The sequence below is a fragment of the Sphingopyxis granuli genome, assembly GCF_001559015.1.
GTDB classification, from domain to species: Bacteria; Pseudomonadota; Alphaproteobacteria; order Sphingomonadales; family Sphingomonadaceae; genus Sphingopyxis; species Sphingopyxis granuli.
Map to the genome: position 1 here is coordinate 498396 of NZ_CP012199.1, position 14005 is coordinate 512400.

At 60.4% G+C, this 14005-nt stretch carries 9 protein-coding genes; 5 read left to right on the top strand and 4 right to left on the bottom strand.

The genetic code is table 11. The features are described 5' to 3' along the window. The first annotated feature begins 75 nt into the window (after positions 1-75). Positions 76-1698 carry a flavin-containing monooxygenase gene (locus SGRAN_RS02365; RefSeq protein ID WP_067180463.1) on the top strand — a complete coding sequence of 541 codons (1623 nt, stop codon included), beginning with the start codon at positions 76-78 and terminating at the stop codon, positions 1696-1698. A 208-nt stretch (positions 1699-1906) separates the two neighbouring features. Here SGRAN_RS02365 and SGRAN_RS02370 read toward each other — a convergent pair whose 3' ends face one another. The 4 genes from SGRAN_RS02370 to SGRAN_RS02380 all read right to left on the bottom strand — a co-directional run bounded on the left by SGRAN_RS02370 (position 1907) and on the right by SGRAN_RS02380 (position 7621). Next, complete coding sequence (locus SGRAN_RS02370) at positions 1907-2221, bottom strand: hypothetical protein (RefSeq protein WP_067180465.1); 315 nt, start codon at positions 2219-2221, stop codon at positions 1907-1909. 133 nt (positions 2222-2354) lie between these two features. After that, positions 2355-2732 carry a hypothetical protein gene (locus tag SGRAN_RS22065; protein WP_148650780.1) on the bottom strand — a complete coding sequence of 126 codons (378 nt, stop codon included), beginning with the start codon at positions 2730-2732 and terminating at the stop codon, positions 2355-2357. Further along, positions 2733-6932, bottom strand: a complete 4200-nt coding sequence (locus SGRAN_RS02375) for an RHS repeat-associated core domain-containing protein (protein WP_172709602.1) — start codon at positions 6930-6932, stop codon at positions 2733-2735. Positions 6933-7012: 80 nt separating this feature from the next. Then, positions 7013-7621: a Calx-beta domain-containing protein gene (locus SGRAN_RS02380; protein WP_067180471.1), complete on the bottom strand. Its 609-nt coding sequence runs from the start codon at positions 7619-7621 to the stop codon at positions 7013-7015. Positions 7622-7972: 351 nt separating this feature from the next. Here SGRAN_RS02380 and SGRAN_RS02385 point away from each other — a divergent pair, with 351 nt between their 5' ends. The 4 genes from SGRAN_RS02385 to SGRAN_RS22070 all read left to right on the top strand — a co-directional run bounded on the left by SGRAN_RS02385 (position 7973) and on the right by SGRAN_RS22070 (position 14001). Continuing rightward, positions 7973-8569: a hypothetical protein gene (locus SGRAN_RS02385; RefSeq protein ID WP_067180476.1), complete on the top strand. Its 597-nt coding sequence runs from the start codon at positions 7973-7975 to the stop codon at positions 8567-8569. A 261-nt stretch (positions 8570-8830) separates the two neighbouring features. Then, entirely contained in the window at positions 8831-9397 is a 567-nt protein-coding gene (locus SGRAN_RS02390) for an Ig-like domain-containing protein (protein ID WP_148650781.1), read from the top strand. Positions 9398-9439: 42 nt separating this feature from the next. Beyond that, the gene (locus tag SGRAN_RS02395; protein WP_067180480.1) at positions 9440-13609 is read left to right on the top strand and encodes an RHS repeat domain-containing protein; all 4170 of its coding nucleotides are present in this window, start codon (positions 9440-9442) and stop codon (positions 13607-13609) included. Then, positions 13567-14001, top strand: a complete 435-nt coding sequence (locus tag SGRAN_RS22070; protein WP_148650782.1) for a hypothetical protein — start codon at positions 13567-13569, stop codon at positions 13999-14001. The genes SGRAN_RS02395 and SGRAN_RS22070 overlap by 43 nt, the downstream gene beginning before the upstream one ends. Positions 14002-14005: the final 4 nt, after the last annotated feature.

A 14005-nucleotide genomic window follows, 5' to 3' on the forward strand; every position in this document is an offset into this window, starting at 1 on the left:
GGGCGGCCGCGCTTGGTGGCCTGCAAAAGCCGATTAACGACGGGGCAAGTTCCAAATTTCTTCGGGGAATCATCAATGAAGCAATCTTCCGATCGGGCCGCCACGATGCCGCGCAGGCTCGACGCGCTGATCATCGGTGCCGGCTTTGGCGGCATGTATGCGCTTCACCGGGCGCGCGGCATGGGGCTCGACGCCCACGCGATCGAGACCGGTGACGACGTCGGCGGGACCTGGTACTGGAACCGCTATCCCGGCGCGCGCTGCGACGTGATGAGCATCGACTACAGCTATTCCTTCTCCGACGAGATCCAACAGGAATGGACGTGGAGCGAACAATTCGCCGCGCAGCCCGAAATCCTGGCCTATGCGCGATTCGTCGCCGACAAGCTGGATCTGCGCCGCGACATCAGCTTTGGAACGCGCGCGACGGCGGTTGAATATGACGAGGATGCCGCGTTGTGGCGGATCACGACCGACGACGGCACGACGTTCGAAGCCTCCTATTGCCTGATGGCGACCGGCCCGCTGTCGGTGCCGAAGCAGGTCGACATCCCGGGGGCCGACCGCTTCGGCGGAGAACTTTATCTATCGGGCAAGTGGCCGCACCATCCGGTCGACTTCGCCGGCAAGCGGGTGGCGGTGATCGGCACCGGATCGTCGGGTATCCAGATCGTTCCGGTCGTCGCCGAACAGGCGGCGCAGCTTTATGTCTATCAACGCACCCCCAGCTTCACGCTGCCGATGCGGAATCGTGAACTTACCCCCGACTTCATCGCGCACATCAAGACATATTATTCCGACCTGCGCGCCTCGGCGCGCCACTCGCTGACCGGTGGGGTCCGGCCGATCACCTACCGCCCGCTGTTCAGCGTTTCGCCTGCCGAGCGGGACGAATTGATGGAAGGGGCGTGGCAGTATGGTGGCCTCGCCTTCCTGGGCCTCTTCTCGGACATTCTGACCAACCGCGAAGCGAATGAGGTGGTTGCCGAATTCGTTCGCGGCAAGATTGCGGAGGTCGTCGAAGATCCCGATACCGCGCGCCGCCTGACGCCGCGGGGCTATCCGATCTTCGCGCGGCGCCCCTGTCTCGATACCGGCTATTACGAGGCATTCAACCGCGACAATGTGACGCTGATGGATTGCCTGGAGCATCCGATCGTCGAGATTACCGAAAAGGGCATTCGGACCGACCAGGGTGAGGTCGAGGTCGACATCATCATTGCCGCGATCGGCTATGACGCGCTGACCGGCGCCATGCTGTCGATCGACGTCAAGGGCAAGGACGGACGCAGTCTGAAGGACAAATGGGCGGAAGGCGGCAGATCGCACCTTGGCCTGATGATCGAGGGTTTCCCGAACCTGTTCGTCATTGCGGGGCCCAACGGTCCGTCCGCACTCGCCAACTTCATCCTGCTCAACGAACAGAATGTCGATTGGGTTTGCGATTGCATCGCCCACCTGCGCGCCAACGGCTTTCGCTCGATCGAGCCGCGGCTCGAGGCTGAGGAAGACTGGATGACGAAGGTACGCGAACTGGGTTCGCGCTCGCTCTATCCCACCGCCAATACCTGGTATACCGGCGCCAATGTGCCGGGCAAGCCGCGGACCTTTCCCGTCTATATCGGCGGGCTCGGCCGTTATCGGGAGATTTGCAGCGAAGCCGCCGCCGGGGGATATCGCGATTTCAAACTCCTTTGACGGAGTCGGCTCACCCATCATCGGCGCGCCCACTCGGCACAGTCGACCGCGCGCCATAGCCGGGCCGATGGCTCCATCGCCAAGCCGCTAAAAACGATGTGCAGGCAATGGGCGACTTCGCAGCCGCCACATTCTATAATGCCGGGCCCGGCCAATGCGTCCCCATCCAAAGAGGGGGAGCCATTTCTTCTATCTTGTTTTCCGTGATTTAGGGAGTGTCAACACACATGTCTTGTGATTTGTCCCATCGGCCGCCCCTGTCGAGGCAGCTATCCACAGTCATGTAGTCCCAAAATAGATAGCTGATACCCAGGACGGCCAAAATCACAGCGGCAATAACAACTATTCTTATTTTCATTGCAATACCCTCAATACTCATCCGGCAGTTCGTGAGGGCGAAGCGATCCGCAACCAGCAGTGCAGATATTAGGAGCAGTCTGATTTTGTACGCCGGAAATTGGAGACATTCCGCGCGCTGCTGCATCGGCTCCTGCTGCGCATTATAGCCCAGCGCATAGCTCACGTCGTTCGCCGTCGACGCTAGGTCGTGCGTCAGGCTCGTCAGACGGCCTGTTGTCGTAATTTAGAGAATTATGCACCTGTCACCGTAACCCGTAATTCAATTCCAATTCCTGTCACCGTAATTCTAGATGCAACTACCAGCGATTAATTTCTAATCGTATCGCATCAGTCACAAAATTTTCATCGATACCAGAAATACTGGCCCAGTAGTAGATCATATCAGCTAGTTGATCATTAAGGATATCGATATCTGATGTAATACATACTAGCAGCCTATTTCGTGCATTATATACAGGATCATTTGCAAGTGAGTCGATAACTGACCATATTCTTGATCGAGCTTCAATCAGTTCGGATTGCGAAATTTCACCAGATTTAAAGCGTGATATAAGTTCTTTATCTGGCAAAGATATATCACTCAAATGAGACGCGACCTCAGCTGCTACCCTCTGTCCAGCAATGGGGGGCAAGGGTTTCGCTTCAAGTGCTTCAAGAAGTTCAATATCGGGCATTTAAAACTTAATTCCAAACTCTTGCAGAATTGCTTTACAACTCGAACAGGCTTCCATAACTTTCCCAGTCTGCACACTGATGGTCCTTATTGTCGAGCCCGCAACATCCGCGCCCGCGTTCAATGCTCTACTAACGGCATTGACTTCCCCGCAACAGCCATGAAACACCGAGCGAGAAGAGGCTGGGACATTTTCAGCTATCTTTGCAACGGTTGGATTAGTCGGAACTCCAGGCCCCCCGGCGCGGGTGCTGGCGCCTGTGAATACCTCCTTTGCGCGAGTAACGAGGCCGGAGACCGCACCTCGTGTCGAGCCTCCAGCAACTGCCTCGGTCACTGCCGTTCGAGCTGCATTAGTCGCTGCCACAGCCGCAGTTTCTGGTGCAGTTGCGGCAGCGGCGGCGATAATTGCGCTCCCCGCGACTCCAACTGCGATGCCCTGCGCCATCATTTTCCCACAAGCTGCACCCTGCCCCGCACAATCTTTTCCGACGTCGCGCAGTGCCTGGTTTCGGCGATCCATGACAGAGTCGGACTGCTTTCCATCTGGATCGCTCCTATTGACGGGATCGTTCCCGACATAGGCATACCAGTTGAGCCCATCCTCATACCCGATGGGATCGGTCTGCAGGAACCGTCCGAGGGTGGGGGAGTAGATGCGGGCCTTGTAGTAATAGAGCCCGATCTCGGGCAGCCACGCCTGGCCGGTGTACTGGAACCGCCCGCTGTTGGTTGCCGAGGGGATACCCCATTCGTCGTAGCCGTTGATCGCGAGCGCGGCGCCCGCATCGTCGGCGATCGCCACGATGCTCCCCTGCCAGTTCGCGCGCAGCCGACGCAGCGCGGTGGTGGCGACGCTCGCTCCCTCGTACCAGATGATCGGATCGTCGACGCTCGCCCCGTGCACATAGCGCCGCTGCAAGGTGCCCGCCGCATGATATTCCCCGACCAGCTCGTCGCCGTCGTAGAGGAAGCGCGTCGTCAACCCGCCGCCGACGGTTTCATAGAGCCGGCCCAGCGGATCGTAGCGCAGGCTCGCGGTCGCGCTGCCGCCCGTGCCCACCAGCCGGTTCTCGATGTCGTAGAGATAGGTCTTCGTCCCGTCGCCGGTCAGATTGCCGTTCGTATCATAGGTGAAGTTCGCGGCCCCGGCGGACGTATACTGGTTGAGCCCGTTGACGCCGTACGCCCGGTTCACATCGACCGAGCCCGTCCACCCATAGCCGTCGTTCGACAGCGTCCGGTTCGAAAGCTGTGACGCCGCATTATAGTCCAGCGTATAGCTCACGTCGTTCGCCGTCGACGCCAGGTCGTGCGTCAGGCTCGTCAGACGGCCCAGATTGTCATAGCCGTAGCTCGTCGCCACTCCGGCCCCCAGCGTCGCGGGAAGGCCCTGGCCGTTATAGGTGAACGCCGCCAGCGACGTCGCCCCCTGGAGAATGGCCGTCACCCGCGCCGCGCCGTCATATTGATAGGTGAAGGCCTGCGCGTCCGGGTGTGTCACCGATGTCCGCCGGCCCGCGATGTCGTAAGCATAGCCCAGCGTTCGGGTCACGCCGTCCATCTTCAGCGCCGCGCTCGTCTGACGGCCGAGGCCGTCATAGCCATAGGTCAGCCCGTCCGAACCGCTCGTCGCGCTGTCGAAGCGGACGTAGAGCGGATTGTTGCGCAGGTCGTAGCCCGTATAGACATCGCGCGTATGCGTCACCGCAAGCCCCGAGCGTTCGGGGACCAGCTTGACGATGTTCCGGTTCAGCGCATCATATTGATAGGTCAAAAGGCTCCCGTCGCGTTTGCGCAGGCTGGTCCGGTTGCCGTTCGCGTCATAGCCATATTGTTCGTAATCGGTGGTCGAAGCCTGGCCGGGGGTGGCCGGCGAAGGGAAATTCCATCGCGACAGCCGGTCGAACCCGTCATAGGTATAGCCGGAGCGATTGCCCTTGGCGTCGGTGACGCTCGCCTGTTTGCCGTTCGACGTATAGGTGTAGGTCGCATAATCCTGCTGGATCGGGGTTCCCACCGCGCGCTGAACCTTCAGCAGCTGCCCGGCATCGTCATAGATGTTCTTCGTGATCCGGTCGGCACCCTGGCTGCCCGACGTTCCGGCGACGCAGGCATCGGTCGTGACCGTCGCGAACACCGCCGGGTTCATCCGGACGGCGGTGCAGACCGGCTGGCCGCGGCCGTCGAAGGATTTGTCGGTTATTTGCAGCGTGGTGCCGCCGCTCGATACTTTTTCGCGGATCGGATAGCGCGCGGCGCTATAGCTGGTATCGATGCGTGAAAATGTTTGCGTCAGGGCCGTGGCATTGGGATCGGTGACATAGCCCGACTCGACGGCGATGACCTTGTCGTCGCTGTCGCGATAGGTGTAGCGCTTCGCCTGGCGGACACCGTCGGTCGCGGCCGGGCCGATCTCCCACGTCTTGCGGCCATGGATGTCATAGCGGTTGTAGCTCGCATCCGACGTCCCCGCGACCGGCCCGTCGGTGACGAGCAGCCGTCCGGCGGCGTCGTAGCTGTACGTCGTTTCCGAGGTCAGCCCCGCGGCCTGATCGACCTGCCGCACCGACGAGGGCAGAAAACTGTTGCCCCAATAGCTGTATACGGTGCGCAGCTCCTGCGTCGTCCCGCACGTCGTCGTCACGCCGCACACGCGAGTGACGGTCTTTCGCGATACGAATCCGGCCCCGGTATCGACCTCGGCATATTCGTTGATCGTACGGCGGCGGACGCCGTTCTGATCGGCGGGGTCGGTCTGCTGCGTCAACTGGCCGCGCGCGTTGTAAACATAATCGGTCTGGTGATTGAGAGCGTCGCGTGTCCAGACCGGGCGCCAGCACAGCGATGTCAGCTTGCAATCCAGAACCCCGTTCGCGTCGGTATAGGGCGCGAGATCGACATGGGCCTGCGTGACGATATTGGCGAGGCCGGAGCCGGGCTTTGCGGCCATCGTCCGGGTCGAAATATTGCCCGCGGCGTCATAGACGACCGTTACCGAATTGCCTTCCGGCTCGATAATCTTCGTGACGCGGCCGTTCCCGTCATATTCATAGCTCGTCGTGCGGTTGAGCTCATCCTTGACCTGGGTGATGCGATTGCTGAGCCCGATAGTCTTGATCGCCCCGCCCAACTGCACGGTGTAGCTGGCCGCGTAACCGGCCGGGCCGGTGACATTGACGGCGCTGTACGTATAGCCGCCAAGCTCCGGAGCGTAGGTCGGGCTGGTATAGCTATAGTTCCAGACCGAGCCGTCACGGTTGATCGAACCGATCATCTGCGCCAATGCCGGCAGGCCGGACTTCGGCGTAACGACCAGCGTATTGGTGCTTTCGGTCGGGAGTTTCTGCGAATAACTCGCCGTCTCGGTCTCGACGCCGAGTGCGCCAGGGTCAAACCCATGATAAACGCGGCCGTTCAGATCCGTGACCGATCCATCTAGACCATAGGTCAGACGCGCGATGGGGGTGCTCGGCGCGCTCGTCTTGTACAGCGTCGCCTGGCTCGGCTTGCCCCAATTGGGCTCTCCGAGCACCGATCCGTGATAGGCGATCGAAATATGGTAGCCGAGATTCGTCGAAACCTGGATCGGGCGATAGAAGACGCGACCGTAGCTGTCCCCAGGAAGACCGGCGGTGTCATAGGCGAAGCTGATCACTTCGCCATCGGGATATTCGACGCTCGATGCATAAAATTGCCGGACGTGCTGAGGGTATGGATTGCTTGGTGGCGGAATGGTGAACAGATGAACGAGGCTGTAGTTATATTTGGCGCCCGTACCGCTTTGCCGATAGGTTTTGCCATTATAGGCAAGCGATGAGCCCTTGCCGGTCACACTATCGCATCGCTTGATTGTCGTATTGGCAAGAAATTCCCAGTCGCACTGGAAGGCTTCCGATACTCCATCTATGGTATGCGCCGTCCAGGCGCCGCTCAGTTCGCCATCATCGTCGAAATCCCGAATCTCGTTACCCTTGATAAAGGGGGCCGCATTCTGAATCTGGTCGAATTTCAATCTCGGCGCGGCCGGCACCGACAGCGTAAGCGTATCAGGGGTGGCCTTGCCGGTGGCGAGGTTGACCCCATTGGGATCCGGTTCGATTGCGATCGGTGAGATCGGCTGCGGCATCTCCTGCGCCATTCCCGGAATCGTGAAGAGACCGGCGAAGGCGAGGGCGATCCCGGCAACGAACCGTCTCAACGCGATGCCAGGATGCACTTTTCGCCCCCGCTGTATGATGTGAGATGGGCCGTTCAACATTCCCGATGCGTCGAAGAGGCTCATTTGCCCTTCTCCTCGCTGGGCGCCTCTTCGCTGGCATCTCCTGTGCCGGCGGGCCGGCAAGTCAAACAGACGCTGTCGTCGTTGAAAAGTGTCCCAATGCCCTGCCCATCTGATATGGTCGCACCATTCGTTGGGTTGGACAGGTTCACATAGAATGTTTCGTTCGGTTCGACTTTGAAATCGGTTCTCGTCACCACGGAAATCGTTTTGGTCATCTGCGTTGGTGCGAATGTCAGGGTTCCTGACGTGGCCGTATAGTCGGCCCCCGTCGCAGTGCCGTTTGCGGTTGCATAGTCCACGCTATACGTGGACGTTGTGGAACCCGTCTTGGTGACGGTGAACACGAGCGTCTCGCCTTCTGTCCCCATTGCGTCGTTGATGCTGAAGCTGGGTCCCGGAGGCCCGCCTCCGGAGGCGGTGCAATCGATCGTTCCTGTCGTTGTCGTCTGATTGGAGCGATTGTCTGCGGCATCATATGTCGTGGTGGTCTTTTTGCCCGACGCCGGCCCGCCGGTCTTGCCGACCTGCGTCAATCGCCCCAGCTCGTCATAGCAATAGGAAACCGACTCGCTCGCCGCCGACGGACTCGGCGTCAGCGCGAGCATAACGGCAATGACGAATGCAAAGCATGTCGTCGTCGCGCATCTGAGCGATGCAATTATGCCTCTGCTTTTTTTGAGCCAACTATGATGCGACGCCCCCGTTTCGCAATTCATATATTCCCCCATTTGTTCTTCTGGTCGCAATTCATTCGTTCGGAGTCAATCGTACACGGCGCATGGTTAGGGGGCGACGTGGACGCTGAGCCGCCGGTGGAACGACGACGGGCTGCGCACGCGGGTGACGCGCGGAGACGGCAATTACACGGCCTATGGCTATGATGGGCTCGATCGGCTGACGAGCATCCACAGCAGCGCGGCGCTGCTGGTGTCGCAAGCTATAATGCGAAGGGCGAGGTGATTGGCCGGTCGCGGAGCAACGACGCCCATATTTACGGCGGGGACGCGGACATTGCGCGCAGCTATGCGGTGAACGGGCTCAACCAATATGTGTCGACGTCGAGCGGCGCGGCCTTTTGCTGCAATGGCAACGGCAATCTGACGGCCGACGAAACGAACGTGTTCCTCTACGATATCGAGAACCGGCTGGTGGAGGGCGGGCGCAGGAGAGCGGCAATGGCAACTGCGCGGCGCAGCTTTACACACGGGCGCGCTGCGCGCGTCGCTGCGTTACGACCCGTTAAGGCGCCTTTACGAGACGACGGCGCGAGCGGGCTGGTGCGCTATGAACATGACGGGGGCGAGTTGGTCGCGGAATATGACGGCGTGGGGACGATCCTGCGGCGCTACACGCACGGCGTGAGTCGGGGCGACCCGGTGGCGTGGTTCGAGGGGGCCGCGATGACGAGCGTGGCGCAGCGGATGTTGCTGACGGACCATCAGGAGCATTATCGCGGCGGCCGACGCGAGCGGGACGACGCCGGTGAGATCAGCCGCTACCACGAATGGCGGCGGCGGCGTAGGTGCTATAACAGCTGGTTTCGCTCAAGTTAGCCATGCCAGACTCGAGAGCTTGAATCTGTTCTACATACCTTAAAACGCCGTGATGGCGCTTATTCTTACGAGTGTGACGAGGCCGCAATTGAACTGACAATCACCAGTTTCATTGATACGCACCCGTTAACAGCGGTTTTCCCAGAATTGGAAGCATAATTTTTCATCGTTATCCATAAATTATTGATTCTACTTATCCCGAAAGATACGCTATTCAGTATCCGTGGTCTTGTGACATAATCGCGTCTGGGGGGCGTCTTGATGGGCAGGCAGAGGGCGGTGCTATTGACGTCGTGCGGTGGTGCGGCGTTGTTGGTGGCGGCGGGGGCCGGGGCGACCGAGACGGTCAGTTATAGCTATGATGCGCTGGGCCGGCTGACGACCTCGACGGTCAGCGGCGGCCCCAATGCGACGGTCGGCACGGCGACCTGCTTCGATGCGGCGGGGAACCGGACACGCTACACCGTGGGAGCGGGAGTCACCGCTTGCGGCTCGACGCCGACGCCTACCCCCACACCGACGCCGACACCCACGGCGCCGGTCGCGGTGGCCGACAGCGTCAGCGGACCATGTGGTGGCGTGCGCACCTACAATGTCGTCGCGAACGATTATGATCCGAACGGGCATACACCGCTGACCCTCGTCTCGGTGACGCATAATTCCGTCGTCGATGCCTCGGTGATCAGCAGCACGACGGTACAGTTCACCGGCTATGCGCCGGGCAACACGAGCGTGCTGTCCTATGTGGTGAAGAACAGCGTCGGCGGAACGGCGACCGGATCGATCACCTACAAGACGACCGGCACGACGAGCACATGCTACCAATGATCGGGGCGGCGGCAGGAACTTGACGGCAAGCGGGGGGTAAAGGTGGACAAGCAAGGGGCACGGCATGTCTTCATTCGGGCGGCGGCCTGGGCCGCAGCCGCCCTGCTGGGCGCCGCGGCGACCGCGCCGGCGTCGGCGCAGACAACCGCGACGGTGATCACGCCGCTGGAGACGCAGCCCGACGTCAACAACGTCAATATCGGAACCGGACTGATCCGGGTCGACGTCCCGACCCTTTCGGTTCCGGCGGCGCCGCGGCTTCGCTTCGATGCGCTTCAGAATGCGGTGCCGCATCTTCGCGCCGACATCTGGGGCGGCATGGGCAGCTATATCGAATCGTCGATCGCCGTTCACACGGGCGGATCGACGTCGGAACTCTTCCGATGCCGATATGACGACGTCTGCACCAACGAGAAATCGAACGGCGCGCTGATCGAGGGCAATATCGTCGACGGCGGCCCCTATCAGTTCACCGAGAGCGGCAGCGGCGCCGTCTATAATTACAACTCGCTTCAGCTCGACAGCGGCACGACGCAGCGGCGGGTCTGGTATTATGCGTCGAGCATCACCTACCCCGACGGCGAGATCATCTCCTTCACCTACAACAAGCAGACCTATTCGAGCGGCGCGGGACCGATCCATCACCGGCTGGCCCGGATGAGCAGCAACATCGGTTATGCGATCGAATTCACCTATGAGGGCAGCGACGTCAACTATCCGTCGTGGACCTGGATTCGGCAGGCCAGGCTCTATGCCATTGCGGACCCCGGAACGACATTGGGGCAGCTCGACTATACCGCGACGGGCACGATCACCGACCTGTCGGGCCGCACCTACACCTGCTCGGGCTGCAACAACGGCATCCGCAGCGCGCCCGAATGGTCGACGGTCAGCCTCTCGCTGCCCGGCGAATCGGGGACGCACCTGACCGTGACGCCGACTCCCATTCCCGCGGGCGGGGGGAAGAATGTCGTCGCGTCGGTGGTCCGTGACGGCGTGTCGTGGACTTATACCTACGGCAATCTGCAGGCTGCGCCGGAACCCACGGGCTATACTTACGACAATGTCGTGGTGAACGGCCCGGCCGGCTATCATGTCACCTATGCGATCCGATCGGCGGGAAAAGGTGTGCGGCTGATCGAATCGGCGGTCGATTCGATCGGCCGGACGACCGCCTATAGCTATACCAAATTTCGGCCGACCCTCGTCACACTGCCGGAGGGCAACAAGGTCAGCGCGACCTATGACGACTATGGCAATATCGTGTCGAAGATCAGCTATCCCAAGCCGGGCTCACCGTTGGCGGCGGTGACTGAAAGCGCCGCCATCGACACCGTCGCCTGCGCCGCGCAGCTGGTGCTCTGCTTCCGGCCGACCTCCTACACCGACGGCCTCGGGCGGACGACCGACTATGTCTATGACAACAGAGGCCGGCTGATCCAGCGGACCGACCCCGCCGACAGCGCGGGGGTACGGCGCGTCACCTATCTGAGCTATGGCGCGTCGTTCACCGCGCCGATCCTCGTCCGCACCTGCGGGCTCGGCACGACCTGCGGGACGAGCGCCGAGTGGAGGACCGAATACAGCTATGTGGGCAAGACCGCCTTGCCCGCGACCGAGACGGTGGTCGACGGCGTCGCGGGAACCTCGGCGACGACGGGCTACAGCTATGATGCCGCGGGCCGCCTGCTGGTCCAGGACGGGCCGCTGGCGGGCACCGACGACGCGCGTTATTTCCGATACGACATATTGGGACGCAAGACGTGGGAGATCGGTCCCGCCAACGCCGACGGCAGCCGCCCGGCGACGCGCTACACCTATCGTGCGTCAGACGACAAGGTGACGCTGGCGGAGACGGGAACGATCCCCGACGCGACCAGCAGTGCGCTGACCGTCGCCAGCAGCGTGCAGACCGATTATGACGCGCGCCGCAATCCGGTGCGGACGGCGACCGTGGCGAGCGGCACGACCTATCGGGTGACGAGCGCCTCGTTCGACGACCGCGGCCAGCCGATCTGCCAGACCGTGCGCATGAACCCGGCGGCGTTCGCGTCGCTGCCGTCCGACGCCTGCACGCTGGGGACGGCGGGCGCCGACGGCCCTGACCGGATCACGCGCAACACGCACGACGCGGCGGGGCAACTGCTCAAGATCCAGAAGGCCTATGCGACGCCGCTGCAACAGGATTACGCGACCTATACCTATACCGCGAACGGCAAGCAGGCGTCGGTGAAGGACGCGAACGGCAATCTGGCGACGCTGGCCTATGACGGGTTCGACCGCCTGTCGCGCTGGACCTTCCCGTCGAAGACGGTGCCGGGACAGGTGAACGCCGCGGATTACGAGGCCTATGGCTATGACGCGGCGGGCAATCGCACGTCGCTGCGCAAGCGCGACGGGGTGACGCTCTACTATCAGTACGACAATCTGAACCGGATGACGGTGAAGACGGTCCCGACGTCGGCGAGCGGGGCGGCGGGGTACAGCATTCATTACGCCTACGACCTGCGCGGGCTTCAGACCTGGGCACGGTTCGGCTCGTCGGCGGGCGAAGGGGTGACCAACGCCTATGACGGCTATGGCCGGCTGATGTCGGCGACGACGACGCTGGGCGGGGTGAGCCGGACGATCGGCTATCAATATGACGCGGCGGGGAACCGGACGCGGGTGACGCATCCCGACGGCACGCGGTTCGACACGGTGTACGACGCCGGCGGGCGGCTGCTGACGATGGGCTGGACGAACGGTCTGGGGACGACGCCGTTCCTGACGCTGACCCACGACACGCTGGGCCGGCGGACGCAGCGGGCGCAGGGGGCGAGCTGGACCAGCTACGGCTATGACGCGGTGTCGCGTCTGGCGGCGCTGGGGCAGCATTTTGCGGGCGGCACGGGGAATGCGGCGACGGCATTCGGCTATAATGCGGCGTCGCAGATCGCGACGCGGACGCGCGACAACGACGATTATGCCTTCACCGGCTATGTGGCGGCGGATCGCGCCTATGCGGCGAACGGTCTGAACCAGTATACAAGCGCGGGCCCGGCGGCGTTCACCTATGACGCGAACGGCAATCTGACGGGCGACGGGACGACGAGCTATGTCTACGATGCCGAGAACCGTCTGGTGAGCGCGACGGGCGGGACGACGCTGTCCTACGACCCGCTGGGGCGGCTGTGGAAAACCTCGAGCACGGCGCAGGGGGTGACGCAGTTCGTGTACGAGGGCGATCATGTGGCGGTGGAATATGACGGGTCGCACGCAATCCGGCGGCGGTTCGCCTGGGGTCCGGGGGCGGACGAGCCGCTGCTGCAGGACGAGGGCGGCGCGCTCGACTGCTCGGGCACGCGCTTTCTGCACCCCGACCAGCAAGGCTCGATCGTCGCCTACGCCAACTGCGCGGGCGGCCGGCTGGGAGTGAACAGCTACGACGACTACGGCATCCCCGGCGCGTCGAACTGGGGACGGTTCCAATACACCGGCCAGGCCTGGATCGCCGACCTCGGCATGTATTACTATAAGGCCCGCTTCTACTCGCCGACGCTCGGCCGGTTCCTGCAGACCGATCCGGTGGGGTATGACGACCAGATCAACCTCTATGCCTATGTCGGCAATGATCCGATCAATGGAAGTGATCCGAGTGGCACGGATTCCCTATGGGTGACAGATCCAGAAGGAAATACGATCGTCATGATTCCAGTCAAGTACTCTGGTAACGGAGTTACCCCTGAGATTATTTCTCGAGTGGTAGAACGTGCCGCGGCGTTGGACACTGGAGATTCGAAGCTTAAAATCCAGATTATCCCTACTAGTAAAGCAATCTCCGGTGTTTTGAATAAGATGGATTACAGCTCGGGGTGGGATTTCAAGCGCTTTAAAGAGGTCGGGGAGGGGGTTAATAAGATCGGAGGGAATCGCGGACATATTAATAGCGATGCAACAGATGAATCGGGTAATCCAAGAGATCCTGAGGGAGCCCTGCTGCATGATACATTGCATATGGCCGGTTATCGTGATGGATATACGGGCGGCGGCGGTGATGGTCGAGGTGCGCGTGCTCCCAGTTCCCCAACGCCAGGTCTTTCTAATCAGAATATAATGGCAAATCGCGGCGGTACATCTCTCACTCAAGGGCAGTCAGCAGAAGCGCTCTCAAACAGGAGTTCAAAGGTATGTTCGATACGGACAGGATCTCTTATTCCAGATTGCAAATAATATCTGCTCTAACAGTTTTTATATCTTCCATTATATATTCGCCCCTCTCCAATGCAGAGCAAAATACCTCCCCCATATATGTATCAGTTGCACTTAATGGAGATGATAGTCTAACACAGAAGTTATCTTCTTTGATAAAGAGTGGAATAAATTTAAATAATAATATACATCTTGTAGAAGATAAAAGTGATATGTACTATAACATATCATCAGATTCAAATGTTGATTTGGATATTTTGTCAGGTAAAGAAGTTATTATATATAACGTTTATCTTCGAAAAGACGGAATCATAAAAGGTCATATTGTTGGCGTATGCTTTGAAAAAAAAATGATCAAGTGCTCAAAAGACATTTTGGATAAGTTTATATCAATAATGGAAATAAATAGATAATATA